This window comes from Clostridium boliviensis, assembly GCF_033342255.1.
GTDB lineage: Bacteria > Bacillota > Clostridia > Lachnospirales > Lachnospiraceae > Lacrimispora > Lacrimispora boliviensis.
In genome coordinates this window covers 127,033-151,761 of record NZ_JAWONS010000240.1, presented here as the reverse complement: position 1 = coordinate 151,761, position 24,729 = coordinate 127,033, and the positions used below count along the sequence as shown (strand labels likewise).

General features: G+C 40.7%; 26 protein-coding genes. 15 read left to right on the top strand and 11 right to left on the bottom strand.

What is annotated here, in order from left to right:
- Positions 1-38: 38 nt before the first annotated feature.
- Positions 39-1,256, bottom strand: coding sequence for a 6-phosphofructokinase (locus RZO55_RS15485; protein WP_318065155.1), 1,218 nt, complete (start codon positions 1,254-1,256; stop codon positions 39-41).
- Between the two features lie 474 nt (positions 1,257-1,730).
- On the opposite strand from RZO55_RS15485, the gene RZO55_RS15480 reads away from it, so the two are divergent.
- Positions 1,731-2,159 carry a GNAT family N-acetyltransferase gene (locus tag RZO55_RS15480; protein ID WP_318065154.1) on the top strand — a complete coding sequence of 143 codons (429 nt, stop codon included), beginning with the start codon at positions 1,731-1,733 and terminating at the stop codon, positions 2,157-2,159.
- A gap of 401 nt (positions 2,160-2,560) precedes the next feature.
- Positions 2,561-3,202: a hypothetical protein gene (locus RZO55_RS15475; protein ID WP_318065153.1), complete on the top strand. Its 642-nt coding sequence runs from the start codon at positions 2,561-2,563 to the stop codon at positions 3,200-3,202.
- Between the two features lie 456 nt (positions 3,203-3,658).
- Here RZO55_RS15475 and RZO55_RS15470 read toward each other — a convergent pair whose 3' ends face one another.
- Genes RZO55_RS15470 through RZO55_RS15460 form a run of 3 tightly spaced genes read right to left on the bottom strand, consistent with a single transcriptional unit; the run spans position 3,659 to position 4,280 of the window.
- Positions 3,659-3,886: a heavy metal transporter gene (locus tag RZO55_RS15470; protein ID WP_318065152.1), complete on the bottom strand. Its 228-nt coding sequence runs from the start codon at positions 3,884-3,886 to the stop codon at positions 3,659-3,661.
- A 21-nt stretch (positions 3,887-3,907) separates the two neighbouring features.
- A complete protein-coding gene (locus tag RZO55_RS15465) occupies positions 3,908-4,120 on the bottom strand; it encodes a cold-shock protein (RefSeq protein WP_318065151.1) in 213 nt (70 codons plus the stop codon).
- Positions 4,121-4,136: 16 nt separating this feature from the next.
- Positions 4,137-4,280 carry a CPC_1213 family protein gene (locus RZO55_RS15460; RefSeq protein WP_170313619.1) on the bottom strand — a complete coding sequence of 48 codons (144 nt, stop codon included), beginning with the start codon at positions 4,278-4,280 and terminating at the stop codon, positions 4,137-4,139.
- A 218-nt stretch (positions 4,281-4,498) separates the two neighbouring features.
- Between RZO55_RS15460 and RZO55_RS15455 the strand changes: the two genes are divergently transcribed.
- The 5 genes from RZO55_RS15455 (at position 4,499) to RZO55_RS15435 (ending at position 9,624) form a co-directional block, all read left to right on the top strand.
- Positions 4,499-6,259: a phosphate ABC transporter substrate-binding protein gene (locus RZO55_RS15455; RefSeq protein WP_318065150.1), complete on the top strand. Its 1,761-nt coding sequence runs from the start codon at positions 4,499-4,501 to the stop codon at positions 6,257-6,259.
- 86 nt (positions 6,260-6,345) lie between these two features.
- Entirely contained in the window at positions 6,346-7,296 is a 951-nt protein-coding gene (pstC, locus tag RZO55_RS15450) for a phosphate ABC transporter permease subunit PstC (RefSeq protein WP_336624311.1), read from the top strand.
- Complete coding sequence (pstA, locus tag RZO55_RS15445; RefSeq protein WP_318065149.1) at positions 7,286-8,188, top strand: phosphate ABC transporter permease PstA; 903 nt, start codon at positions 7,286-7,288, stop codon at positions 8,186-8,188. The genes pstC and pstA overlap by 11 nt, the downstream gene beginning before the upstream one ends.
- Entirely contained in the window at positions 8,185-8,949 is a 765-nt protein-coding gene (gene pstB, locus RZO55_RS15440) for a phosphate ABC transporter ATP-binding protein PstB (protein ID WP_318065148.1), read from the top strand. The genes pstA and pstB overlap by 4 nt, the downstream gene beginning before the upstream one ends.
- Before the next feature lie 105 nt (positions 8,950-9,054).
- Positions 9,055-9,624, top strand: a complete 570-nt coding sequence (locus RZO55_RS15435) for a thymidine kinase (RefSeq protein WP_318065147.1) — start codon at positions 9,055-9,057, stop codon at positions 9,622-9,624.
- An 8-nt stretch (positions 9,625-9,632) separates the two neighbouring features.
- Here the strand turns inward: RZO55_RS15435 and RZO55_RS15430 are convergent, their stop codons facing one another.
- The 5 genes from RZO55_RS15430 to RZO55_RS15410 form a co-directional block, all read right to left on the bottom strand.
- On the bottom strand, positions 9,633-10,238 hold the full coding sequence (locus RZO55_RS15430) for a CDP-alcohol phosphatidyltransferase family protein (protein WP_318065146.1): 606 nt from the start codon (positions 10,236-10,238) through the stop codon (positions 9,633-9,635).
- Positions 10,239-10,251: 13 nt separating this feature from the next.
- Entirely contained in the window at positions 10,252-10,995 is a 744-nt protein-coding gene (locus RZO55_RS15425; protein ID WP_318065145.1) for an ABC transporter permease, read from the bottom strand.
- Complete coding sequence (locus RZO55_RS15420; RefSeq protein WP_318065144.1) at positions 10,982-11,713, bottom strand: ABC transporter ATP-binding protein; 732 nt, start codon at positions 11,711-11,713, stop codon at positions 10,982-10,984. Before RZO55_RS15420 ends, RZO55_RS15425 begins: the two co-directional genes overlap by 14 nt.
- Before the next feature lie 55 nt (positions 11,714-11,768).
- Positions 11,769-12,530: a MerR family transcriptional regulator gene (locus tag RZO55_RS15415; protein ID WP_318065143.1), complete on the bottom strand. Its 762-nt coding sequence runs from the start codon at positions 12,528-12,530 to the stop codon at positions 11,769-11,771.
- 70 nt (positions 12,531-12,600) lie between these two features.
- Positions 12,601-13,530, bottom strand: coding sequence for a ketopantoate reductase family protein (locus tag RZO55_RS15410; protein WP_318065142.1), 930 nt, complete (start codon positions 13,528-13,530; stop codon positions 12,601-12,603).
- A 137-nt stretch (positions 13,531-13,667) separates the two neighbouring features.
- Between RZO55_RS15410 and RZO55_RS15405 the strand changes: the two genes are divergently transcribed.
- Entirely contained in the window at positions 13,668-14,561 is an 894-nt protein-coding gene (locus RZO55_RS15405) for a LysR family transcriptional regulator (protein ID WP_318065141.1), read from the top strand.
- An 87-nt stretch (positions 14,562-14,648) separates the two neighbouring features.
- Complete coding sequence (gene mscL, locus RZO55_RS15400) at positions 14,649-15,134, top strand: large conductance mechanosensitive channel protein MscL (RefSeq protein WP_439100057.1); 486 nt, start codon at positions 14,649-14,651, stop codon at positions 15,132-15,134.
- 69 nt (positions 15,135-15,203) lie between these two features.
- Here mscL and RZO55_RS15395 read toward each other — a convergent pair whose 3' ends face one another.
- Entirely contained in the window at positions 15,204-16,883 is a 1,680-nt protein-coding gene (locus RZO55_RS15395; RefSeq protein WP_318065140.1) for a S8 family peptidase, read from the bottom strand.
- A 144-nt stretch (positions 16,884-17,027) separates the two neighbouring features.
- Here RZO55_RS15395 and RZO55_RS15390 point away from each other — a divergent pair, with 144 nt between their 5' ends.
- Both RZO55_RS15390 and RZO55_RS15385 read left to right on the top strand, forming a co-directional pair.
- A complete protein-coding gene (locus tag RZO55_RS15390) occupies positions 17,028-18,707 on the top strand; it encodes a S8 family peptidase (protein ID WP_318065139.1) in 1,680 nt (559 codons plus the stop codon).
- A 127-nt stretch (positions 18,708-18,834) separates the two neighbouring features.
- Positions 18,835-19,347, top strand: a complete 513-nt coding sequence (locus RZO55_RS15385) for a hypothetical protein (protein WP_318065138.1) — start codon at positions 18,835-18,837, stop codon at positions 19,345-19,347.
- A 232-nt stretch (positions 19,348-19,579) separates the two neighbouring features.
- Here the strand turns inward: RZO55_RS15385 and RZO55_RS15380 are convergent, their stop codons facing one another.
- Positions 19,580-19,777 carry a cold-shock protein gene (locus tag RZO55_RS15380; RefSeq protein ID WP_318065137.1) on the bottom strand — a complete coding sequence of 66 codons (198 nt, stop codon included), beginning with the start codon at positions 19,775-19,777 and terminating at the stop codon, positions 19,580-19,582.
- A gap of 389 nt (positions 19,778-20,166) precedes the next feature.
- Between RZO55_RS15380 and RZO55_RS15375 the strand changes: the two genes are divergently transcribed.
- From RZO55_RS15375 to RZO55_RS15360, 4 genes are all read left to right on the top strand, one after another.
- A complete protein-coding gene (locus RZO55_RS15375; RefSeq protein ID WP_318065136.1) occupies positions 20,167-20,463 on the top strand; it encodes a hypothetical protein in 297 nt (98 codons plus the stop codon).
- Between the two features lie 772 nt (positions 20,464-21,235).
- A complete protein-coding gene (locus RZO55_RS15370; protein WP_318065135.1) occupies positions 21,236-22,699 on the top strand; it encodes a sensor histidine kinase in 1,464 nt (487 codons plus the stop codon).
- Between the two features lie 13 nt (positions 22,700-22,712).
- Positions 22,713-23,486 (top strand): response regulator transcription factor, encoded by a 774-nt coding sequence (locus tag RZO55_RS15365; RefSeq protein WP_318065134.1) that lies wholly within the window; start codon positions 22,713-22,715, stop codon positions 23,484-23,486.
- A gap of 220 nt (positions 23,487-23,706) precedes the next feature.
- Complete coding sequence (locus RZO55_RS15360; protein ID WP_318065133.1) at positions 23,707-24,729, top strand: TRAP transporter substrate-binding protein; 1,023 nt, start codon at positions 23,707-23,709, stop codon at positions 24,727-24,729.

Here is a 24,729-nt window from a genome sequence, read left to right as displayed (position 1 = left end):
TTAAAATCAACCCTATAATATTCTGCAAATAGACGCTATTAAGATCTGTAAAGATAGAGAGGTCTGCCATCCTTTATAATCCTGTCCGGTTCGCCTTTAATGAGAGGCAGTGCATAGGCAAGGAATTCCTCGGTGACATTGGTTCCATGGTCACAGATCCAGTGAGATGGGAATAGCTTTTCCTTATTGCACACATCATTTACATCAACCGTAACACATTCCATCTCATAAGGAGAATCGGAAATTCGTTTGAAAGCGATCATCAGGCCTGTACCGCCGTTTAAGGAAGCCTTTATTCCCTCTCTGCCGGCTGTAACAGCCTCTTCAATATCCGTTGCTGATGCAAGCATGCCGCTGCAGCGTTGGTTCACGTTGAGTTCAATAGAACGAACCTTTACGCCAAAACGGTTGCGGACGAAATTCTCCAGCATTTTTCCGCTACCAGTCAGCATCTTGTGGCCGAATGTATCGGTACGGACTTCGTCGGTGTATTCGCAGATGAATTTTCCGCTTGCATCTGAAATACCTTCAGAGATACAGATGATTACAGAGTTCTTTTTGGATAAGGCCTTATCCACATCATCTGCAAACTGTTCAAAATCAAAATCGGATTCAGGAAGATAAATTAAAACAGGATTATCACCATCAAATTTTCTTGCAAGTGAGCTGGCAGCAGTGAGCCAGCCTGCATGACGACCCATCAGTTCAATTATGGTAACTGATTTTTGCTGATAAACACTGGAATCCAAAACAATCTCCCGAACGGTATCTGCCACATATTTGGCTGCGCTTCCAAAGCCAGGCGTATGGTCAGTGTGGACCAGATCATTGTCAATTGTCTTTGGAACGCCGATAAAGCGGATGCTGCTTCCGTGATGGGAAGCGTAGCGGGAGAGCTTGCTTACAGTATCCATAGAATCATTTCCGCCAATATAAAAGAAATATCCAATCTCCATAGCACGGAATTTTTCAAACAGTGCGGGGTAGAAAGGGGATGATAAATCATCAGGCAGTTTATAACGGCAGGAACCCAGATACGCAGCAGGTGTCAGCTTTAATAACTCCAGTTCCTCCGATGTTAAATCATTGGTCAAATCCATATAATTTCCGGACATAAAGCCTTCTATGCCATTGATCATGCCGTATACACGTCCGATCTCTTCGTGAGCCTTTCCTTCTTTAATGACGCCGTAAAGGCTTGCGTTAATCACAGCTGTAGGTCCGCCGGATTGTCCTACGATTACATTTTTCTTCATGTATCATTTCCTCCAAATCTGCATATACCAGGTGCACGTTACCTATTCTATAATAGAAAGGACATCTTTGCAACCAGATTTAAAGGATATAAGGGAATTGGTAAAGAAAGGAAATAGAAAAAAGACCATAAAAAGGGAGGAGCCGGTGAAATGTGGGTTTCACCGGCGAGTTATGAAAAAAAGTTTTATAAAACAAGTTTGGAGTTGTTCTTGTTTATATTAATCAGTATATAGGATACATGTGAAGTAAGTTTGTAGAAGATGTAAATAATTTTTGTACGACTTATGAAAAAACTGTGAATGAATAATGGTAGTGTTTTATGAGCGATTTCGACTGGTATATCATTAGATATAGTTTATGAATTAGAATTTAATGAATTAAAGTACATTGAGAACTTAATATTGATAGTTAGCAGGTTTGATGATATTCTACTTATAAAAGATTATTACATTGGTTTTATGGGGGTGACAAAAATGTCTATAACTATTTATAATGATTGTGATGAACAAGAGTTTTTTAATTCAGTTCGTGTAAATGGGTTGCTTGAGCACAATATGAAAAAAACAAACGGTAAATTAAAAGTACCAAATATAGAGTTTACGAATATAGCACGAAATGAAAAGGGGGTTATTGTGGGAGGTGTATCGGGATCTACTTATCTCTCCTCCTTAGAAATAGAGGTTCTTTGGGTGCAGGAAGCTTATAGAGGACAAAAAATAGCATCACGTTTATTGGAAGTAATTGAACATCAAGCAATAGACGCTGGATGCCAAATTGCTCATCTGACAACATATTCTTTTCAAGCTCCACTTTTTTATCAAAAGCGAGGATATGTTATTTGTGGGGAAGTCAACGGTTTTCCGGATGATATCAGACTATATACATTAAAGAAACAGTTATAATTTATAGCAAAGATTATGAGAATAATGTAAGGCCAATAAATTGAATATGTAAAGAGAATTCTGGACTACTTAATATTGATTAACATTCCCACAATTCCCTTTATATTTGAATTTATAGGAGGTGATAATTATGCAATATATGGCGCTTCTAACTGCAATATTTGCAGTGGTTTTTCGGGCATTAGAATTGGTGACGTTAATTTGTATAATAATATGCTGTATTAAATATATTAAAAGTGATAAAAAATAATTGATTATAGCACTCATATTTTTTTAGTGACTAGGATACTTAATAAATTTATGGTAATGATTGTTTTATACATTTTGAGAAGTGACAGCTCTCTTCTTGAATAATACAAAAAAGTATGGTATGTTTCATATATACGAATGGGGGGAGTACTATGAAAAAGTACTTTTTAATAATGGCTTTAGCTCTTGGAATCATCTTTATAACGGTTTGTTCAAAAGATGGCGGGGAAGCGCAAACTAATGCTGAAACTAATAAAGATGTAAGTATTATCGAAGGAGATAAAAGAGTAATATTTGATTTGAGAACTTTGCCTTATGATATGGAATTCAAAGGACATATTCTTGAATTATCATCATGTGAACTGTATCAGGAAAAATCAGATGTAGGTAATTCATATACACCCTACGTAATTGCAAAAGTTAAGATAGAAGGTATGGATGATGAAACACTGCATTTGTATAATGAAAATTTATATGTCTACGGAAAAATTTATAATGATAAAAACCAATTAGGCAATAAGGAATTGTCAAAAATATGTGAGGTTGATAATGAGGGATACCGATATTATGTGTTCTCTCAGTCGTTACTTTATTCTCATGATTATAGATACGATTTTTCAGAATCTAACTTTAATGTGGGCTTTTTGATTCTTCAAGGTGAAGATTATAGAGCTTTGCAATTTATTTATGATGGATTTTCGAGTTCAAATGTTAAAGATTTAAAAGATATTGGTGAAGATGTTTGGTATGAAATAAAACAAAAGCAACATGAGTCTATGAAACCCAAGATTTAAGGATTTTTTTCATGCGGAGATGTTATAATAGATTAGTCAGTTAAATAGAGATCGCAGCATGGAGTAGCGGATATATGGAAGAAAGCATAAATGAGTAAACCTCTTCTGGTTTTCCACCACGTATCTGAGATTAAGGGACGTGGAGAGGCTGAACGCCTTTGTTCCTCATGGTAATAGAGCAAAATGTTTAAAAGAAAAATGCCCCCAAAATTAATTTGAGGACATTTTTCTAACTAAGGCTTAAGCTGTCAACAATACATCATTAACAACCTATTGTTATTTCCGCATTGCCATCCATGACTTGATACCTTCGTCTATAATGATGTGTTTTTTTTTGAACACATTATTATTATGAGCATAATCTATAAAATTATTATGGTAATAACTAACATATAGACAATAAACAAGCGGGAAAGGTCCGGTTATAGTTTTTCTGCCGTTTCACGCTTAAGGATTCTAATGGCTATCCTCACAGGACCGCCCTGTTATCTCACATCCAACTGTTTCAATACACGATTTTATGGAATTCTCATCCGTAGATTGATTGTATCCCACTTCAATGGAACCTCTGCCCGCGTCGATGTTTATCATAGAAATTCCATCTATTTTATCCAAAGCATTTTTTAACTGTGTTTTGACATCTTTATTCTGAATACCTGATATCTCGTAATGGATTCTTTTCATTAGACAACAACTCCTTATAGTTTAATCGTTTTTCTGGACATTAAAAGCACTTAGCCCTTTTTCCCCTTTTCTGACGTCAAAATTGACAGACTCGCCTTCGTGCAGATCTTTGTAATGCGTTTTTTCTTTTACCTGAGAATGATGTACGAAGACATCCTCACCATCGTTGGTAGAGATGAAGCCATAGCCTCTTTCATTATCAAACCATTTTACAACTCCGGTATAATTAGACATGAATAACCCCTCCTTCTTATCTTTTTGAATTATCTTCCTTTAACCCGAATACGGCTCTTGCGCTTTCTGCCTGGGGATTATGGTTAATATGCTTTGAATGAAAGGTGCCATCTTCCTTTTTGTGGTTACTTGTGCTTTTTTTTGAATTATCTCTGCTCATTTTATGCCTCCTGTTATTTATGAAGTGTTTTTAGTATACCTAATATATAAAAATATCATTCGGTTGTTGGTGCCCAGTTTCAGCCAATAGAAGAATAATAGCTGATCTTTTGATAAATTTACTAAGATTTGACAAATAGATTACAAAAATTCGATAGTAAGAAAATTTTCTCAGTAGCATACTAAATAAAGTAAATAAAGTTTAGAAAGGAAATAAAGATGATGAAAAAAGCCATTGCTATGATTCTGACTGCCGCAGTATGTGCAAGTCTGGCTGCCTGCGCAGGTACATCAGACAAGAAAACATCAGCCAGCCAGGCGGATGCTGCAACAACCGCAAAAACAGAGACTACGGGAGAAAGCAGTACGAAAGCTGAAACTGTTTCCGGTTCAGTAACAACTTCGGGATCCTCCGCTTTGCTTCCGTTGGTACAAGCTGCCGCGGAAAAATTTATGGAAAAGAATCCAGACAGCTCCATAGTTGCGAATGGAGGCGGATCAGGAACCGGTTTAAAGCAGGTTTCAGAAGGTGCTGTCGATATCGGTAACTCAGATGTATTTGCAAAAGAAAAGCTGGATGAAAAAGCAGCAGAGGATCTGGTAGATCATAAAGTATGTACCGTAACAATGACTGCAGTTGTTAATAAAAGTCTGGGAGTAAAAGATCTGACAAGCCAGCAGATGACTGATATATTTACTGGAAAAGTAAAGAACTGGAACGAAGTTGGGGGACCGGATATGGAAATCATGCTGGTGACCAGACCAACCTCCTCCGGAACCCGTGCATTATTTAAGACCTGGGCGTTAGATGGAAAAGAAGAAGCTTCCAATACTGCGCTGGAAACCGATGATTCCGGAACTCTTTTACAAACAGTACAGGATAACCCTGGTGCTATTGGGTATGTAGCTTTATCTTATCTGGTAAATAACGATAAAGTTCAGGCAGTTGCCATTAACGGGGTTGAGCCAACTCTTGAAAATACATATAACGGTACCTATCCGGTATGGGGATATGAGCACATGTATACCAAAGGGGATGGAAGTGATCTGGCTCAGGCGTTCATTCAATATATGATGGGTGATGAGTTTGCAATCAATATAGAAGAAATGGGATACGGCGCTTCCTCCAAACTATCTAAAAAAGCAATTGACAGTCATGAGGATAGCAGTCAGGCAGCAGCACCAGCGGCTGAGCAGGTAAAGGGTTCTGTTACAACTTCCGGTTCGTCTGCACTGCTTCCTCTTGCTCAGGCAGCAGCTGAGGAGTTTATGAAACAGAATCCAGATTGCTCCATCGTTGCCAATGGGGGCGGTTCAGGAACCGGATTAAAACAGGTATCTCAAGGCGCGGTAGACATTGGAAACTCCGATGTATTTGCAGAAGAAAAATTGGATGCATCTGCAGCTTCTGAATTGACAGACCACAAGGTTTGTACCGTAACCATGGCAGCGGTAGTAAATAAGAGTCTGGGCGTTGATAATCTTACCACAAAACAAATAACAGATATATTTACAGGAAAAATTAAGAACTGGAAAGAAGTGGGAGGCCCGGACAAAGAGATTATGCTGGTAACCAGACCAACCTCCTCCGGAACACGTGCACTGTTTAAGACCTGGGCATTAGGCGGAGTAGAAGAAGCTTCAGAGTCCGCGCTTGAGACAGATGATTCCGGTACGCTACTTCAGACTGTAGAAGACAATGATGCTGCCATCGGATATGTAGCTCTTTCCTATCTGGTTAATAATGATAAAGTTAAGGCAGTTGCGATCGATGGTGTTGCTCCGACACTGGAAAATACTTACAATGGAACTTACAAAGTATGGGGATATGAACACATGTATACCAAAGGGGAGGGCAGTGAATCTGCTCAGGCATATATCAAATATATGATGAGTGATGCATTTGCTTCTAACATCGAAGCTATGGGGTATGGTGCTTCTTCCAAACTTTCAGATCAAGCAGTGAAAAGTCATCAGTAAAGAACTGGGATTGAAACCATTCTTTTGCCGTGCAGGTGCTTTTGTGCCTGTCCGGCATTTCATTTTATTCAGAAGAGGTGTTAAAATTGTCGAATTTTGAAAGTATCAAAGATGGGGCATCGCAAAAGAATACGCTGCACAAGTTTCGCAATGAATATTTCTGGCGGGGATTGGTTACGGTTTGCGGAATCTTAATCATACTTCTGACTCTCTCCATTGGACTCTTTCTCATTGCAAAAGGAACTGGAACGTTTACCAAGTACCATCACACATTAAGTGAATTTCTGTTTTCGTCGGAATGGTCACCTATGGATAGTGCCAACGAAGGAGGAGGAAAGGTAGGCTCTGCCATATACATATTTGGTTCATTGTTAACCTGCGGTCTGAGTCTTTTGATAGCAACTCCGTTCAGCCTGGCTGCAGCTATATTTATGGTGGAAATTTCGCCCGATGCCGGAGAGAAGCTTTTCCAGCCTGCAGTTGAAATTTTTATGGGGATTCCTTCCGTCGTTTATGGGTGGATTGGATTAACGGTTCTGGTCCCTTTTATTAAGAATACATTTGGAGCAAAAATGGGTGGATTTTCTGTTCTGGCAGCCAGTATTGTATTGGCAGTCATGATATTTCCCACCATTACAGCGCTTTCTGCCGATGCCTTACGAAACGTACCAAAGGAATATTATCAGGCTGCCTATGGAATGGGATCAACCAGGTGGCAGGTGATTTACCGGGTTGTTTTGCCGGTTGCATTTCCTGGAATCTTTACCGGTATTATTCTTGGACTATCCAGAGCATTTGGAGAAGCCTTAGCAGTTGCCATGGTAATCGGTAAGACCAGAGCCTTTCCATCTTCCCTTTTATCACCTACAAATAATTTAACGGCAGCAATTGCAGCAGACATGGGCAATTCTGCAGATGGAGGAGAGCATAATCTGGCTTTATGGACAATGGCACTTCTTTTATTCCTGATTTCAATGTTTTTTATATTTTTAATTCATGTTTTGCTTCGAAAGGGGAGTGGATCCGGTGAAGTCTGATACCATAGAACTGCGAATAAAAAAATCCAAATCTGTAGACAAAGGAATGACTATCTTATTCTATATCGTTGGAGGCTTTATATTATTATTTCTTCTGTTTTTGGCAGGTGCCATAATTATCAGTGGTTTAATGGGATTTTATCCTGGTCTTCTGTCATTTGGAAGGGAAGGTGTGGGAAATCAGTTGTTTAACACCATCTACCTTGTTTTTTTATCTCTTCTTATCAGTGTTCCCATTGGAGTGGCAGCAGGAATCTATATGGCAGAATATGCGAAAGAAGGAAAAATTCTTTCTTTCCTCAGAATAAGCATTGAATCTCTATCCTCTTTACCCTCTATTGTAGTGGGATTGTTCGGATATCTCGTATTTATTCTCATGACTGGGGCAAAATGGAATCTTATGGCCGGCGCTCTGGCTGTTTCTATTTTAAGTCTGCCGTTAATTACAACAACCACAGAAGATGCCATACGCAACCTTCCAATCGGATATAAAAATGGAAGCTATGTTCTGGGGGCAACCCAGTGGCAGACGATTTTCAAGGTGCTTCTTCCCGCCTGCCTGCCCCGGATTATTACAGGAGTGATACTGGCAGCAGGCCGCGGGTTCGGGGAAGCGGCAGCACTTTTGTATACAGCAGGGCAAAGTACGAATATTAATTGGTCAAACTGGAATCTTACCTCACCAACCTGTGCGCTTAACCCGTTTCGTCCGGGTGAGACCCTTGCGCTTCATATCTGGGTGATGCGTACGGAAGGAAGTTTAAATCCTCACGCCACTGAAATTGCGAATTTTTCATCTGCAATCCTGGTGATGCTGATTCTTGGATTCAGCTTGACCGCAAGAATTATGTCGGAACGAATTAAAAGAAAATCCGGAGGATCAGAAGAATGAATTTAGATCGTAAGCCCAAATTTTCCATAAAGCAGCTGGATTTATTTTATGGGAAATTCCAGGCTCTCAAACAGATCAGTATGGAAATTGAGGAACACGAAATTACTGCGCTGATCGGACCGTCAGGCTGCGGAAAGTCAACCTTTTTAAAAACGTTAAACCGTATGAATGAGCTGGAGCCTGATGTACGTGTAGAGGGGGAGGTTGCTTTATCGGGAGTCAATATTTATCGTGATATGGATGCCATTGCACTTCGCAAAAAAGTGGGAATGGTATTCCAACAGCCCAATCCATTTCGAAAAAGCGTTTATGAAAATGTGGCTTACGGATCTCGTATCAATGGAATCAATCAGAAATGTAAACTGGATGAGATTGTTGAAAAAAGCCTGAAACAGGCGGCTGTCTGGGAGGAAGTGAAAGACCGGCTTCATAAAAGTGCACTGGGACTTTCAGGAGGTCAGCAGCAGCGTTTATGCATTGCCCGTGTTTTAGCAGTAGAGCCGGAGGTATTACTTATGGATGAGCCAACCTCTGCGCTGGATCCTTTATCTACAATGAAGTTAGAGGAATTAATTGTCAGCTTAAAAGAAAAATACACCATCATAATTGTGACTCATAATATGCAGCAGGCAAGCCGCATTTCAGATAAGACGGCGTTCTTTCTCTTAGGGAACCTGATCGAATATAATGAAACCAGCCAGTTGTTTTTCTCTCCGGATAACCATGAAACGGAACAATATATTACAGGGCATTTCGGATAGTATGCGACAGAATAAAGACTCTTTCTATATGGACTTCCCACCATGTCTGTGGTAAAATTCAACTGGCGGATGCAACGCGAATGATTGAAGACAAAGGAGACAGGAATGGCTAAATTATATTTCAGATATGGGGCCATGGGAAGTTCTAAGACGGCAAATGCACTGATGACCAGATATAACTTTATAGAAAAGGGAAAACAGGTTTTGCTGGTAAAGCCGGATATTGAAACCAGAGATGGGATTAATAAGATCAGATCTAGGATTGGACTGGAAGCTGATTGCATTGTATGGTCCCAATTGCAGAAATACGATCCTGAAGAACTGAAAAAATCCGATGTTATAATTGTAGATGAAGCACAGTTTCTTGAGGAATCAGATATAGATAAACTTGCTTATATTGTGGATCAGTATGAGATACCGGTCTTTTGCTATGGCTTGCGGACGGATTTTACTTCTCATCTTTTTCCGGGATCCAAACGTCTTATGGAGCTGGCAGATGAAGTTACGGAATTAAAAACAGTCTGCTGGTGCGGAAGCCGTGCAGGAATGAATGCAAGGCTTGATGAAAATGGTACGATTGTGAGGAACGGAGAGCAGATCCTTATGGGAGCAAATGAAAAATATGTATCCCTTTGCAGGAAGCACTATAATGAAGGAAAGATCAAACCGGACTGATTAGACAGTTATTTATTCGATATATGGTAAAAGCTCTTGATATCAGGATCATAAGTTTTTGACTGAAGGAGAATGAATGTTTCTTCCAATGAAGAAATTAAGGGAATGAATACAATCCAAAGAGACAGATCATCCATCATTACAGCTGCCGGACATGCAATAAAAAAGATGAATCCGGAAAGCTTATTCCCTATCGTGTGAAGAATACCGGTCAGTCCGAATTTTCTCCTTGTAATATAGAGGTTGAAAAAGCGGATCAGTGCAACCAGAATGGTTCCCCAGATAACCGGAGATGGTATGGTCAGCCCATAAGAAAGCAGCATTCTGAAAAAAGCGGAAAAGAAAAATATAAAGTCGGCCAGGCTGTCAAGCCTGGCTCCTGTTTTTGTCTGAAGATGAAACATCCTTGCAAGGAAGCCGTCAAGCACATCGCTTATGCCGCACACAAAATAGATCATAAGAAAAAGTGTCCAATTGTCCGTAATAAAATATAAAAGCACAGACAGAGCAAGACGGATTGCTGTAATGTAGTTGGGAATGTTTTTCATGAGAGTTCTCCATAGCAGATAAATGGCTGATGATTTAACTATGGCATAGAACTGTTTAGTTGTCAATGAAAACAGCTGCTTATTCCCACCGGAAAAAACGGAGGGTGAGGGCAATGCATAAAAATGCTGTTGCGCTCATGAATAAAACAGGAAGGAATAAATCTTTGGAAGGAGATCCCAGTGCTGCAGCTTTCAGTAGTTTAATCCCCTGGGTAAGTGGCATGAAATCAGAGAATTTTTGAAGTACAGTCGGCATAATTTCATAGGGAAGGGTAGCACCTGAAAAAATAATCATGGGGAAATAGAGTATGCTGGCGGCAGCGCCGGCTGTTTTTGCGTCTGGAGTAATTCCTCCCACCAAAAGTCCGATACTAAACATGGACATCATCACCAGCAAATGTGCGGCTAAATAAATCAGAAGGGAACCTTTTAAATGTAGACCGAAGAAAACCACTCCCACACTGTAGACCATAATGAGGGAAGCAAAGGAGTACATGGCATAAATGGTGAGTTGTACCGCGAGTATCAGTATCGGGCTTGCAGGTGTTACCTGGAAACGTTTTAATATATGCTTTTTCCGGTAATCAGATACCACAAGGGGAAGTCCCATAACGCCCCCTGCGCAGATTGCAATGGTTGATACAGCACCGAAAGACTGGTCCATAAATGTGTAGCCGGCACCGTCAAAAGCAGGTTTGTCTTTATAGATAATTCCCAAAAGAATAAAAATTGTTACAGGCATAAATATTGCGAAAATAAACATATCCATTCCCCGTAGTGACAATTTACACTCTGTTCTTAATATTGTTCTAAACGCTTTCATTGCGGGACCTCCCCTCTGTGAAATAGAAGTATGCTTCCTCCAGTTGGGGGCAGTGACTTTCTGAAATGGCTTCTGGTACTGTACCTCGAAATACTGTTTTTCCATTTTTTAAAATCATAATTTTATCACACAGCATTTCAACTTCGTCCATGAAATGGGAAGTAAGAACCACTGTCAGTCCATTTTCTTTCAAGTCCAGAATCCGGTTCCATACATCACGCCGCGCCCGGACATCGAGACCTGTGGTCAGCTCATCTAAAAAGATGACCTCCGGTCGTGGAATCAGAGCCAGTACCAGAAACAGACGCTGTTTCTGTCCGCCGGACAACTCGTTTACCATTGAATTAAGCTTGTCAGAAAGTCCGAACTGGTGCAGCAAAAGTTTTGAGTCCATGGGATTATTGTACAGGCAGGCGGTTGTCTCACATAGTTCAGAAACCCTGATTTTATCCTGGTAACTGTTTTCCTGAAACTGGACACCTACTTTCTGGAACACTTTTTTACGGTCTTTTTGCGGATCCATTCCAAGAATTTCTGTAGTTCCATAGTCTGCTTTTCTGGTACCTATAATGCACTCCACTGCGGTGCTTTTTCCTGCGCCATTGGTTCCCAACAGCCCCCAGATCTCTCCCCTTCTCACCGATAAGTCAAATTGGTCGAGAACTGTCAAACTGCCATATGATTTTGTCAGTTTTTCGGTCTTGATTACGAAATCCATTTTTTTCCCTCCTTTTTCTGATAAAAAGAGAATAACACCAGAACAAAGTCTGGTGTTAAAATGTAGGGTTGGAAGAAAGAAGTTTTTTCATTTTTTTCAGCTGGACTTCCATAGCTTTTGCAAGTGTCTCTGCTTCCGAAAGTGCGGTAAGCAGATGGTCGCATACAGAAATAATATCTTCAGTCTCGGCCGGAGTATTAATAACCTGCCGTATATCGGTCATAGGACTTTTAGACAGCGCATCAAGCATTCGGAGAATTGCTGAAAGCGAGTAGTTAGCACAGCGCAGTGATCGTATTATCTTTAAACGTAGAATGTCTTCTCCGGTATAAATTCGATAGCCGTTAAGCCGCCGTTTAACTTTGAGAAGTCCATTCATTTCCCAATTTCTTAGGGAGTCCATGGAAATATTTAAATAATCCGCTGCCTCTTTTCTCGTATAAACTTTATTTTCCTGTTCCTCTGTTTTCCCGGATAACAGTTTTTTCGTTATCTCTATTGCTTCTTCTGAACGTTTCTGTTCATTATGAATCTGCTGTAAATAAGCTCCGTTCATAAGCAGTGCGCTGTCAAATCCCAGAGATGACGCTTTCTTTATAATGGCAATTACCTGTTTTCTAAGACCATTCTGCAGTATTTCCGCTTTTAATGCCATTCTTATAAATCGGACTTGTTCTAGATGCAGGTCCGTATAAACGCGGTATCCATTGGGCAGGCGCTCTGGTTTAGTAATCAGATTCAACTTCTCATAAAGCCGTACTGTGTTGGGGTGAATTCCTGTTTTATTTGCAATTTCTGATGTTCTATAGGTATTCATAATTACCGGAACCTCCATTCTGTAGATATAGTATAACACAGAGGAAAAGTCTGGTGCTATAATGGAAGGTCTAAGAATTAGAATACATCTGCTCCATGGCATGTATCTGAGTGACAAGCATGCTGTTGCAGGGGGCCAGGATGCCATAACTGCCGCCCAGGCTGGCAACCACACCATTAATTCTGTCAATTTCCGTCAGCCTCTGCTTTTGTCTGTCCTGATACATGCTGGCATATCCGTCGGCGTCATTTTCACAGACCTTTTGAACTGCGATAAGAGCTTCCTTTCTGTCCAGATAAGTACCGTCTGCTTCTGCAATCAATACGCACTCATAGACGATTTTTCTGCACAGATCCCAAAGCCAGGGATTGGTATAGATTTCACCGATCCGGCACTGCATCAGAGTGCTTAAGGCATTGATGCCGCAGTTTATGACCAGCTTCTGCCAGAGGACGTATTGGATATTTTCTATGATATTTACCGTAAGGCCGCTTTCCTTAAGTGCCTGTGCCACCTTATTTACACCTTGCAGAGATTCTTCACAGGGAAGATCAGGACCGATGTTGGTGGGACCGCAGCCGGAGTGGTAGAATTTTCCTAATTCAAGGGAGACACTGTTGTGGCTGCTGGTACCAACGATAATCCGTTCTCTGGGGACAAACTGTGCGATATCCCGGTTATTGCCGGCCCCATTTTGAAGGGTCATGACAATAGTGTCCGGTCCAAACAGGGACTGGTTGTTTTTCATGGCCTCATAGGTATGTATCCCTTTTACAAAAACGATAACCAGATCCTGATACACAAGCCTGGTCCCACTTAAAACAGCCTTTGCTTTTATTGATGTTTCCGTATGGTCGTGATTGACTTTCACCAGTCCCTTTGTATTAATATGTTCGATTAAAGGGGTGAAACTGTCAATCAGTGTGACAGAATGAAAGGGCACCAGATAACTGGCATACAGACTGCCCATTGCTCCGGCGCCGAGAATTGCTATATTCATTATATCCTCCGTTATAGGTATGATTTTCTTGATTTTACCATGAATTTTTTTCTTAATATAATGATGAAATTTCAATGGTATCATGAGAGAAATTCATGTATAATCCAAGTAGATTTAAAACCGAAAGGACAAATCATATGGACGTGAATAAATATATTCTGTTTGTAAGAGCGGCGGAGACCGGAAATCTCTCAAAAGCAGCGGCTCAGCTGAATTATTCCCAGACTGCAGCCAGCCACATGATCTCTTCCATGGAAGAGGAGCTGGGAATCAAGCTGCTTTACAGAGGAAGAAACGGTGTATCCCTGACAGAAGAGGGAGAAAGAATTTACCCGGCTGCAAAGGAACTGACAGAAAAGGAAGAACTTATCAGACAGATGGCAGGAGAGGAGAATATACAGCATGGAAAGATCCGGATTGGTGTAATCACAAGTGTAGCTGTCAAATGGATGCCTCAGATGATAATCGCATTCAGAAAGAAATACCCGATGGTGAATTTATTTATGAATGATGCAATCAATTATGAAATCATGAAAGACTGGTTTTCCAAAGACGTCATTGACTGCGCCATTACGGCTGAATCAAGCAGAAAAGAAAATGAGACCCCGCTGGTAAAAGATCCCTATTATGTGATACTGCCTCCGGAGCATACTCTTTGTGCCTGTGAAACAATTACTCTTACTCATTTAAAAGGAGAAACGTTTGTGATTCCCAGTGAAGGAACCAGCTATTGCGTGGGAAGGATGCTTCGCCAGGCAAAGGGAAAACTGATGGAGCATAGCGGATTTCTAAGCGATCAGGCAGTCATAGCCATGGTATGCGGAGGCTGCGGTATCAGTATTCTGCCAAAGCTTGTTCTGGATTCTTACGGATCCGCAGGGTACGTAAGAAGAGCTCTGGATCCGGAAGTATCCCGCATCATCTATTTTTGTGTGCCTTCCGGTAAAACGCTGCGCCCAACAGTCAGAGTATTTTCTGCATTTGCCAGGGAATGGGTAAAAGAAAATGCAGAAAATGTAATTGGAATCTGATATTTGGGTATATTCTTGCAGGGTTTCACCAATCCTATGATACAGAAACCATGGAACGTGAGGCTGAAAGAAAAGAGGAATGATACGATGAGTAAGAAAAAGGGGATTGTTACAGAATTTAAGGAATTCGTTCTCCGGGGAAATGTAGTCGATCTGGCAGTCGGCGTTATTATAGGCGCGGCATTTCAGGGAATAGTGAGTTCTCTGGTTAAGGATGTCATCTCTCCCTTAATTGGCGTGATCACAGGAGGGGTGGATTTTTCCAACCAGTTTTTGCTCCTTTATAAGGCTCCTGAAGGTTCTTCCGTTCAGACCCTTTCGGATGCCCGGGCACTGGGTCCTGTATTTGCCTATGGTTCCTTTATTACCGCTGTGATTAATTTTCTGATCATGGCAATTGTAATATTCATTATAATAAAAGCAATCAATGCTATGAATGGGAAGAAACAATCTCAAACGACTTCCATAACAGAGGACAAAAAGTGTCCATATTGTTATCAGCCCATCCATCCAAAAGCAAAACGATGTCCCCACTGTACCAGCCAGCTGGATTCGAAAAATCAGACATCTTAAAAAGAGAAAGGTGATTTCACTGCAGGAAATCATCTTTCTCTTTTTATTTATATTGTATATGAACCAGGTTTATAAATTAGTATAGAGCCGTTTTAATAGCCCGTAAAGATCCAGGATTCCATAGCCCCAGATCTGATTGGGATAATGATATGACGGATTTCGCTGTGCATTGCGGATCAGCATCCTGTTTGCCTGTTCTCCGGTAACTGAAGTGAGATTTCCTTTACCCTGAGTCCATTCAAACAGCATAGCCATAGCACCGGAAGCCTGTGCGGCAGAAGCACTGGTTCCAGTTAAAGTTCCGTACTGTCCTCCTGGGATCGCACATGTGATGTTATAACCGGGGGCAGCTACGTCGGGCTTTACCAGACCGCTTTTTGTATATCCTCTCCCAGATTCATTCAGGATATTTCCGCTCTGCTGGTTATAGGCAGTTACTGTGAACACATTTTGGGTGTTGCCAGGTGATGTGATGGTAGTATCAGGGTCAGGATTCAGAAAAAATGTGTTATCAGAAATCAAGTTTCCGGAAGGAAGCCAGACATTATAAGCGAAGCGTTCGTTTTCTGTGCTTTTGACATAAAAATACCAGGTTCCCGGAAGCGGATTATCAAAACGCAGAAGAATAAGTTGTTCCCCGCTTTGTTGTTCAAATCCTATATTATTGATCCAGACTGTGCTCTGGCCGGAATTGAGCTGATACTTTGTACAATTAATAAAGGTTGGATCTGTTCTGGGAATCTTCTCCATGTTTGGAGCAGTGACTTCAATAGAAAGCAGCCCTGGGGCGACCGTCCACAATTCCATAGCGAATTTACTTTCTCCTTTGCCTACGTTTAACTGAAAATTACTTGTGTATGGAAGAGAAACCACAGAGCCAAAATGGTGTCTGCCGTTATTTCCTTCATTCCCGGCAGAGGTGACGATTCCGATTTCCGGCACCTGAACCAAATCATCAATGTACCTGGCTAATACCCCTTTACCGTCATGACCTCCCTGGCTGGTTCCAAGTGCCAGGCATATGACAAGAGGTCTCTTCAGTCTTTGGGCAAGAATTGTCAAATAGCGAATTCCAAGAACAATATCACTTTCCTGATAACACAGCCTGTCATCAGGTACGGAAAAAAGCACTTTTAAGTTTTCTTTGGCCTCTTTCAGTTTGACTACTGCTATGTCGGCATTGGGGACAATTCCCTGAAATGGCGGATCATTATTCTGGCTTCCGGCTATAATGCTTGCGATAGCAGTTCCATGTCCATTGGTATCCGTCGTTGGAACAGTCAAAAAGGATTCTGATGAGTTTAAAGCACCATTGATGGCTGGTTTAGTATATTCCGTACCAAATGTAAATCCCTGGGGTGGGGGACCACTCTGAATGGTCTGATCCCAGATTGATAAAATCTTAGTTGTTTTATCCCTGTTAAAGAAAGCCGGATGCTGATAGTCAATTCCTGTATCTACAATCCCTATGATAATTCCCTGTCCAGATAAGATAAAATCAGGATTTTGCTGAACAGTATGCAAAGGAGGGGAGAGATGTCTGCCGATAACAGAGGTGAGCGTATAAAGGGAAGGAAAATAATGGTAGGGATTTCTCCCCAGGTCACAGAGATCTTTGTTTTTTTGCGAGACATGAAGCAGAGAGAAATTGCCGTTTAGCAGTGTTAGACTGTCACTGGAGCCGAAGTTGGGAACCATGAAATTATTAATTATCATATCATAATAATCGTTGTCCAGTATTTTTAACATTATCCGATCTCCTTTATTTCAGCACTCCAGGCATATGCTATATTTTATGCATTGTTTTTTCTATTATGAATGGTCTCATATTAAGTACCTTTTTGCATAAGATATATCATATGTACCATAAGTGATAGACAGGGAGGCCTGCTTATGCAAAAAATACTGGATGAAAATTATTTTGATCTCATTATCAGCAATGTGATGAAATCTGATTATGACACAGGAGATAATATTACCTACATGGATTTAAGACATTCCCTGGCTCATATCCCAATTCCAAGTATGCCGCCGGACCCCTGTGCTTTAGGCACATATCCTTATAACGCATTTCCCTCTGTGCTGACGCTTAGCTCTGTAATCAGCCTTGAAAAATCAGGAATAGGAACAGTTCAGAGAACTCCCTATCTTGCGCTGTTTGGACGGGGGGTATTGGTAGCTGTTATTGATACCGGTATTGATTATCAGCATCAGGCTTTTTTATACAACGATGGAACAACCAGAATTCTCTCCTTATGGGATCAGACCATTCAAAGCGGCAATCCGCCAGCCGGATTTACCTATGGGACTGAATATACCAGAGAGCACATTAACGTGGCACTGCGCTCGGAAGATCCCTTATCCATCGTTCCTTCTGTAGATACCAATGGGCATGGTACTGCGATTGCCAGTGTCATAGCAGGAAAACCAAATCCGGCTCAGTCGTTTAGCGGTGTTGTACCGGAATCGGATCTGGTGGTTGTAAAATTAAAACCAGCAAAAAATTCGCTGAAAAGGATTTTCTTTGTTCCGGAAGATGCTGAATGCTATCAGGAATCCGATTTAATTATAGGAATCAGTTATGTCGTAGCGCTTGCACGCAAGCTGAACCGTCCGATCGTCATCTGTGTCGCGATGGGAACGAATCAGTCCAGCCATGATGGCAGGGGGGCGACCAGCTATATTACCAATTTTTTCGCAGAGCAGCCTCTTACAGGGGTCGTAATTTCAGCAGGAAATGAAGCGAATAAGCGAAGGCATTATTATAATAATACTTCCGCAGAGCCTTTCGTGAACGAATTTGAAATGAGAGTCGGAGAAAACGATAAGCTGTTTTCTATGGAGATATGGCCATTTGCTCCTGCAAGACTTTCTATCGAAATCACGGTACCAAACAGAGAAACAACCGGACAGGTATATCCTTCCCTTGGTGAATGCAGAAGATTTTCTTTTGTATTAAACGATAGCGTTGTATATATCAATAACTATATTTTTGAAGAAGAAACAGGTGATCAGCTGATTTTAATCCGCTTTCAGAATCCGATCCCGGGTATCTGGACTATAAAAGTGCAGAATCTGGAAAATGAAGCCTTCGCTTTACATTCCTGGCTTCCGTCTGGTGATTTAATTAGTAAAGACACCTTTTTCTTAAATTCCAATCCTGATACAACCATTACTGCTCCCGGCACCTCTACCCACCCGCTGGGGGTGACTGCATACAATGCGGCAAACGACAGCATATTACCGGAGTCCGGCAGAGGGTATACAAGAACCGGATATATAAAACCAGATATTGCAGCACCGGGATATCAACTGGTCTGCGCAGTACCTGGAAATCAGTATGGTACCATTACCGGAAGTGGCTGTGCAGCCGCGCAGGCAACCGGAATTGAAGCAATGGTTTTTGAATGGGCAGTTCCCAGAGGGAACTATACAACCATAGCTGGGATTGATGTAAATCGTCTTCTTATAAGAGGGGCGAGGCGCAATCCTGCTAATACATACCCCAATAACGTATGGGGATATGGACAAATTGATATCAATACTCTTTTTGAACGCCTCACCAATATTTAATTGGGACATCCCATGATTTAGGACGGATCAAACTGAAATTTTGAAATAATGGTTGAGCTGTGGAGAAGGTTCCTGTATAATAACGGTACGAAAGAGAACAGCAAAAGGAAAGGATTGGAGATACGAGATGGAGCATGAGGAAGAGATCGGACTGGAATCATTAAACGGTTTGATAACGAGTGAACTGAAGTGGTATGTATTTGATCTGATTGCGGAAGGATTAAAGCTGGATAAAATAGATGAAAGCAAATACAGCCTGGAGAAAGAAGATAAAGAAAGAATCAGCTTTTTTATTCAGGATGGAACAATTGTGGTTTCCGGAGCTGACGGTGAGGCGTTAAAGTCTTATGAAAATCTTTATCTGGCAGTGTGCGATTTTTATAAGCGGCTTTATGAGAATGAGACGAAGACGGAGGAAGCTGTCTCCCGTTTCCTTACCAGAACGCTTGATTTGCCGGTGATTATGAAAAAGCCCAGCAGATCCCTGCTGATTGAGCAGATTAGAGAATGTGAAGAGCGGATCGCAGCGATAGATGAGCAGCTAAAAGATGAAGATGTAAAATCTCTGAAAGCAAAACGCAGACTGGATATGATTTATCTGGAAGGATTAAAGAAAAAACTGTCCGCACTTCATAAATAAATATATTTTATGTGAATAAAAACAATGGAATGGGTGATAATAGAATTATACCAAAGATAAGTGAATACTTATCCTCCCCTTTTTAATACCCCATGTGCGGCAAAGGCGTCGCATGTGGGGTATTTTTTTGCTTCAGGCATGATATGAACAATAAGGCTGTGAATGGAAATGCAGAAGGATTGGTGGAGAAATTAAAAAAAGACCGCTTAGAAGTGGTCTTTTAAATAAGTGTTTATGCAGGTTTAACATTAACAGCCTGTGGTCCGCGTTTACCTTCTGCCATATCAAATGTTACAGACTGACCATCGTCTAAAGACTTATAACCGTCCATAGCAAGACCTGAGAAATGAACGAAAACTTCGTTGCCCTGCTCATCGCTGATAAAACCAAATCCCTTTTGTGCATTAAACCATTTTACTGTACCTTTCATGAAAGATACCTCCTTAATTTTAAAATTATATTTGCCTAACTAAAAATCGCATATATAAGTAAATCACCAATAGAATAATGACTTACGTATACATGCGAAATCACGACTTTATTAAACTACTTGCCAAGTATATCACATTAGTTAAAAAGAGTCAATAGAGATAAATATATTCTTAATTGCACCAATACATTTAGTCATTTTCAATTCTGTCTATGGAGTTTGCGTTATATAATGTATCCGACCCTCCTTGTAAAAATACGTTATAAAGTGCTGATTTTGGCCTCTAACTTGTATAATTTTGGCGTATGGATTGAAATTCATAAAAATAAGGCTTAATCTAAAAAAAAGGGGGTGCTCGTTATGGTGAGAATCGGATGATTAGAAATTAAATGAAAAAGATCTTATTGTTATTATTATGTACAGGTTTATTTTTTCAATCAAATTATGTGATATCAAACGCATCAACCGGTAATTATAATACTAAGGCAGAGGGGGAGAAGGTGATTACTGATCGCAATACTATTGAAAAAATGGCATTGCAAGATGGAATAAATCCTCAATCCGTCAATAAAATTATTATCAATGAATACGAGTTGAAACCGACTGCAATAAAAAAAGTGCCTCAAGATAATTTTAAAGCAAAACGTTTAACGTCTACTTTCTATACAAGGTCCAGCGTCAATTGACAATGAATATAGTGTTACTGGAAAAGTTGAAATTACAGCTGGAGTTTCTATTCCTACGTCGGTTTTCGAAGCGAATTTTGGAGTTTCAATAGGTGAAGAATCATCATTTACTAAAAGTTTGCATATAGAAGTCCCATCTGGAAAAATCAATAATATTAGATATTACGTAAATTATAGGAAAAAAACATACGATATCTATTATGAGTATTCAAATTCCATAGGATTATGGTATTCGCAAGGATCGGGAGAAACTATGCTGCCTTGTGGAATTGTAGTAAGACAATATGTTTAATTAGAGGTCTTTTAACATGAAGAAAGTGATATCTGGATCATGCTGTATAATATCTGGCACATTATTACAAATAGCATTTATAATAGTTACGTGGCTGTCCATAAATGACGTGCAATCATATAAAGAAATAGGTAAATTTTGGCAGGCTGCAATCAATTACCGATTATTACCATTCTTAATACTATCATATTTTCTTATTGCACTAGGGCTAATTTTTGTAATATGGGGAATATTTGAAAGAAAACCGGATATTAAGTGATTATGAATTTAAACTTATGGGGCTGTTGCAAAAATGGATGAATCATCTATTGGAGCAATAGCTCCTTTTTTTACTAAAAATAAAAAACCGGATTCCTGGTTATAAAAAGTTTAAAGAAACAGCAGGGTCAGGATAGACGCTTGAAAAACAAGATAAGAACTGATATACTCTGATTTAAAACGCCAATTACCGTGAATTACACGTTTGAAAGGTGAAATGGAATGGAAAATAAGAAAAACAGCCGGCTGCATAGGTTCTGGGGTACACTTTCCCTACAGAAAAAGGTGAATTATATTACAGCCAGCGGAGCTGCTGTGGTAATATTATCGATTATAGCCAACTTTATGGTGGCTGGGTTTGGTATGAGAGGATTCAGTTCTGTATTAAGGAACAATTCCCAGAGTCTGGCATTCTGGTCAGCAATGGAGAATGAAAAGAATGCGTTTGCTTCTTATATAAGGGATGAAACGGAAGACAGCCGTGATGCATACCGCAAGGCCTGCCGGAACACAAAGCGGGCGGTTGACCAGCTTCCTTATGATTATAAGAAGACCGGGCGGTATCAGTATGCAAAAGTATGGTCGATCCGGAATATGTATGAAAGTTATTCCGGATACCGGGAATCGTTTCATAAACTGACAAAGCAGGATTCGGATTATACGGAAAAACTATATACGATATACAGAGTGCAGGGGTATTTAACTACTCATGCAGGACAGTTGGAACAGATGACAGTAAAACAGGGCAATGAAAGCTACGAAAGCAACCGCTATCTGTTGGTGATTATCCCGCTGGTCAGTATAATCTGGGGTGTCGTTTCCCTGCTTTTGGTTAAGCTTCTAAACCGTTCCATTAACCGCAGCATTATACGCCCTGTGGTGGAACTGGCTGAGGATTCTGCAAGAATCGGGAAGAATGATTTTTCCGGCGAAGATGTGAAGAAAGAAGGAGACGATGAAATAACAGGACTGGTACGGGCTTTTTCTTCCATGAAATCTTCAACCCGCGGTTATATTCGTGCATTAACGGAAAAGCATGAGATGGAAAAGCAGTTGGATGAGGTTCGCCTGCAGATGCTTAAAAACCAGATCAATCCCCATTTCCTTTTTAATACCTTAAACATGATATCCAGCATGGCACAGATTGAGGAAGCCAAAGTAACAGAGAAAATGATCTCTGCGCTAAGCAGTCTTTTCCGCTATAACTTAAAGTCAACGGATTCTGTGATGCCTCTAGAGCGGGAATTAAAGGTAGTTCAGGATTATATGTATCTGCAGCAGATGCGTTTCGGACAGCGATTCCAGTATATGACAGACTGCAGTCCCCAGACCCTTGACATACTGATTCCCTCCTTTTCGCTGCAGCCCCTTGTGGAAAATGCAGTTATACATGGACTTTCCAAACGAAGCAGGGGAGGAAAGATTCTTATCCGCTCCTGGCTGAAGGAAGGAAAGCTGGTAATATCCGTAGCAGATACGGGAGAAGGAATCAGCAAAGAAACTCTGGAAGAAATCCGCAGCTCATTAAGAGAGGGAAATGAAACAAAAACAGGGATCGGTGTGGGGAATATTTACCGGAGAGTCCATGGGATGTATCAGGATGGGGAGGTATCCATATTCAGCAGTCCCTGTAAAGGAACGGCTGTACAGCTTGCCTTTACCCCGGACTACCGAAAGAATTCGTAAGGAGGCAAGATATATGTATCGTATATTACTGGCAGATGATGAGCAGATCGAACGAATGGCGCTGGCAAGAAGGCTGATCAAACATTTTGGTGACAGTATCGCAATCAGTGAGGCGGCTGACGGAGCAGATGCAATTGCCATTTTTGAGAGGGAAAAGTGTCAGATCGCAATTCTGGATATTGCCATGCCGGAACTAAACGGTGTGGAGGCAGCAGAGCGGATCAGGAGTTTAAGCAGGGATTGTGTCATTATCTTTTTAACTGCATATGATGAATTTTCCTATGCGAAGAGAGCGATTGTCATACGGGCTCTGGATTATCTTTTAAAACCTTGTGAAGAAGAGGAGCTGCTTGCTGTCATGGAAGAAGCCATGCGCCTCGCAGATATCGGTTCAAATGCTGGTCCGGAACCTCATGAACCTGATTCAGAACTCCATGAATCAGAAGATGGAGATGCTAAAAGTGAAGTAGCAGCAAGGATTCTGGAATATATAAAGAATAATTATATGAAGGAAATATCCATGCAGGATGCAGCCCGGATGCTTCACTATTCCGATGCCTATTTTTGTAAGCTGTTTAAGCAGTGTTTTGACCAGAATTTCACCACTTATCTGACAAAGGTCAGAATCAGTGAGGCGAAAAAGCTGCTTATGAATAAAAATGCCAGTGTAAAGGACGTGAGTATACAGGTGGGATATTTTGATTCCAATTATTTTGCTAAGGTATTCAGACGAATTACCGGAATGCTTCCTTCAGAATTTCGCGATGGTCAGAATGCACAAAAATAAATATATATATTTATGCAAATTGTCGAAAGCTCCAGGGAGGATGTTAAAATATTCTTCCTGGAAGACAATCCTCTACGGTACAAAAAAAAGCTTCAGGTTATATAATTGAGAAAGTATTCAGGCAGGCAATGGCCCTTGCTGATTCGCTCAATCAGATAATCCGGGGCTTATTTTTTTTGTCGTATTACATCTTAAAAACAGATGGAAGGAAAGAAATCATATGAAGAAATTCTTAAAGAGACTGGCAGCGGGCATTCTGGCAGCTGCTTTGGCAGCAGGACTTAGTGGCTGCAGTATGGCAACTTCAGGGAAAAGGATCATACGGATCTCACACGCACAGGCTGAGACACATCCGGAGCATTTAGGTCTTCTTGCATTTAAACAGTATGTGGAGGAACAGCTTGGAGATAAGTATGAGGTGCAGATATTTCCCAATGAGATTCTTGGCTCAGCCCAGAAAGCAATTGAACTTACACAGACAGGAGCAATTGATTTTGTAGTTGCAGGCACAGCAAATCTGGAAACCTTCGCGGATGTATATGAAATATTCAGTATGCCGTATTTATTTGACTCCGAAGATGTGTACCGCTCAGTTATGGAAGATACGGACTATATGCAGAATATTTATCAGTCTACTGACGACGCGGGATTCCGTGTTGTCACCTGGTACAATGCAGGAACCAGAAATTTCTATGCCAAGACACCCATTCGTACACCGGATGATTTAAAGGGAAAGAAAATCCGTGTGCAGCAAAGCCCTGCCAGCGTAGCAATGGTGCAGTCCTTTGGCGCAGCAGCAGCTCCTATGGGATTTGGAGAAGTGTATACTGCCATACAGCAGGGAGTCATAGATGGAGCGGAAAACAATGAGCTGGCGCTTACCAATAACAAGCATGGCGAAGTGGCGAAATATTACTCTTATAATAAGCATCAGATGGTACCGGATATGCTGGTTGGTAATTTGAAATTTTTAAACAGCTTAAGCCCAAAAGAGTATGAAGTTTTTAAAGAGGCGGCCAGACGCTCCACAGAAGTAGAGCTTGCTGAATGGGATAAGAGTATAGATGCAGCGAAAGTAAAGGCTAAAACTGAGATGGGTGTGGAATTCATCGATGTTGATGTAGATGCATTTAAGAAAATGGTTCTTCCGCTTCATGAAAAAATGCTCAATGATAATCCAAAAATCAGAGATTTATATCAGCACATTCAGGAAGAAAATCAAAAATTAAAGGGAGGACAATAA

Bases quoted from the DNA above. Each gene is read 5' to 3' on its own strand.
- RZO55_RS15485 (WP_318065155.1), bottom strand. From the start codon at position 1,256: ATGAAGAAAAATGTAATCGTAGGACAATCCGGCGGACCTACAGCTGTG.
- RZO55_RS15480 (WP_318065154.1), top strand. From the start codon at position 1,731: ATGTCTATAACTATTTATAATGATTGTGATGAACAAGAGTTTTTTAAT.
- RZO55_RS15475 (WP_318065153.1), top strand. From the start codon at position 2,561: ATGAAAAAGTACTTTTTAATAATGGCTTTAGCTCTTGGAATCATCTTT.
- RZO55_RS15470 (WP_318065152.1), bottom strand. From the start codon at position 3,886: ATGAAAAGAATCCATTACGAGATATCAGGTATTCAGAATAAAGATGTC.
- RZO55_RS15465 (WP_318065151.1), bottom strand. From the start codon at position 4,120: ATGTCTAATTATACCGGAGTTGTAAAATGGTTTGATAATGAAAGAGGC.
- RZO55_RS15460 (WP_170313619.1), bottom strand. From the start codon at position 4,280: ATGAGCAGAGATAATTCAAAAAAAAGCACAAGTAACCACAAAAAGGAA.
- RZO55_RS15455 (WP_318065150.1), top strand. From the start codon at position 4,499: ATGATGAAAAAAGCCATTGCTATGATTCTGACTGCCGCAGTATGTGCA.
- pstB (WP_318065148.1), top strand. From the start codon at position 8,185: ATGAATTTAGATCGTAAGCCCAAATTTTCCATAAAGCAGCTGGATTTA.
- RZO55_RS15435 (WP_318065147.1), top strand. From the start codon at position 9,055: ATGGCTAAATTATATTTCAGATATGGGGCCATGGGAAGTTCTAAGACG.
- RZO55_RS15425 (WP_318065145.1), bottom strand. From the start codon at position 10,995: ATGAAAGCGTTTAGAACAATATTAAGAACAGAGTGTAAATTGTCACTA.
- RZO55_RS15420 (WP_318065144.1), bottom strand. From the start codon at position 11,713: ATGGATTTCGTAATCAAGACCGAAAAACTGACAAAATCATATGGCAGT.
- RZO55_RS15415 (WP_318065143.1), bottom strand. From the start codon at position 12,530: ATGAATACCTATAGAACATCAGAAATTGCAAATAAAACAGGAATTCAC.
- RZO55_RS15410 (WP_318065142.1), bottom strand. From the start codon at position 13,530: ATGAATATAGCAATTCTCGGCGCCGGAGCAATGGGCAGTCTGTATGCC.
- RZO55_RS15405 (WP_318065141.1), top strand. From the start codon at position 13,668: ATGGACGTGAATAAATATATTCTGTTTGTAAGAGCGGCGGAGACCGGA.
- mscL (WP_439100057.1), top strand. From the start codon at position 14,649: ATGAGTAAGAAAAAGGGGATTGTTACAGAATTTAAGGAATTCGTTCTC.
- RZO55_RS15395 (WP_318065140.1), bottom strand. From the start codon at position 16,883: ATGTTAAAAATACTGGACAACGATTATTATGATATGATAATTAATAAT.
- RZO55_RS15390 (WP_318065139.1), top strand. From the start codon at position 17,028: ATGCAAAAAATACTGGATGAAAATTATTTTGATCTCATTATCAGCAAT.
- RZO55_RS15385 (WP_318065138.1), top strand. From the start codon at position 18,835: ATGGAGCATGAGGAAGAGATCGGACTGGAATCATTAAACGGTTTGATA.
- RZO55_RS15380 (WP_318065137.1), bottom strand. From the start codon at position 19,777: ATGAAAGGTACAGTAAAATGGTTTAATGCACAAAAGGGATTTGGTTTT.
- RZO55_RS15375 (WP_318065136.1), top strand. From the start codon at position 20,167: ATGAAAAAGATCTTATTGTTATTATTATGTACAGGTTTATTTTTTCAA.
- RZO55_RS15370 (WP_318065135.1), top strand. From the start codon at position 21,236: ATGGAAAATAAGAAAAACAGCCGGCTGCATAGGTTCTGGGGTACACTT.
- RZO55_RS15365 (WP_318065134.1), top strand. From the start codon at position 22,713: ATGTATCGTATATTACTGGCAGATGATGAGCAGATCGAACGAATGGCG.
- RZO55_RS15360 (WP_318065133.1), top strand. From the start codon at position 23,707: ATGAAGAAATTCTTAAAGAGACTGGCAGCGGGCATTCTGGCAGCTGCT.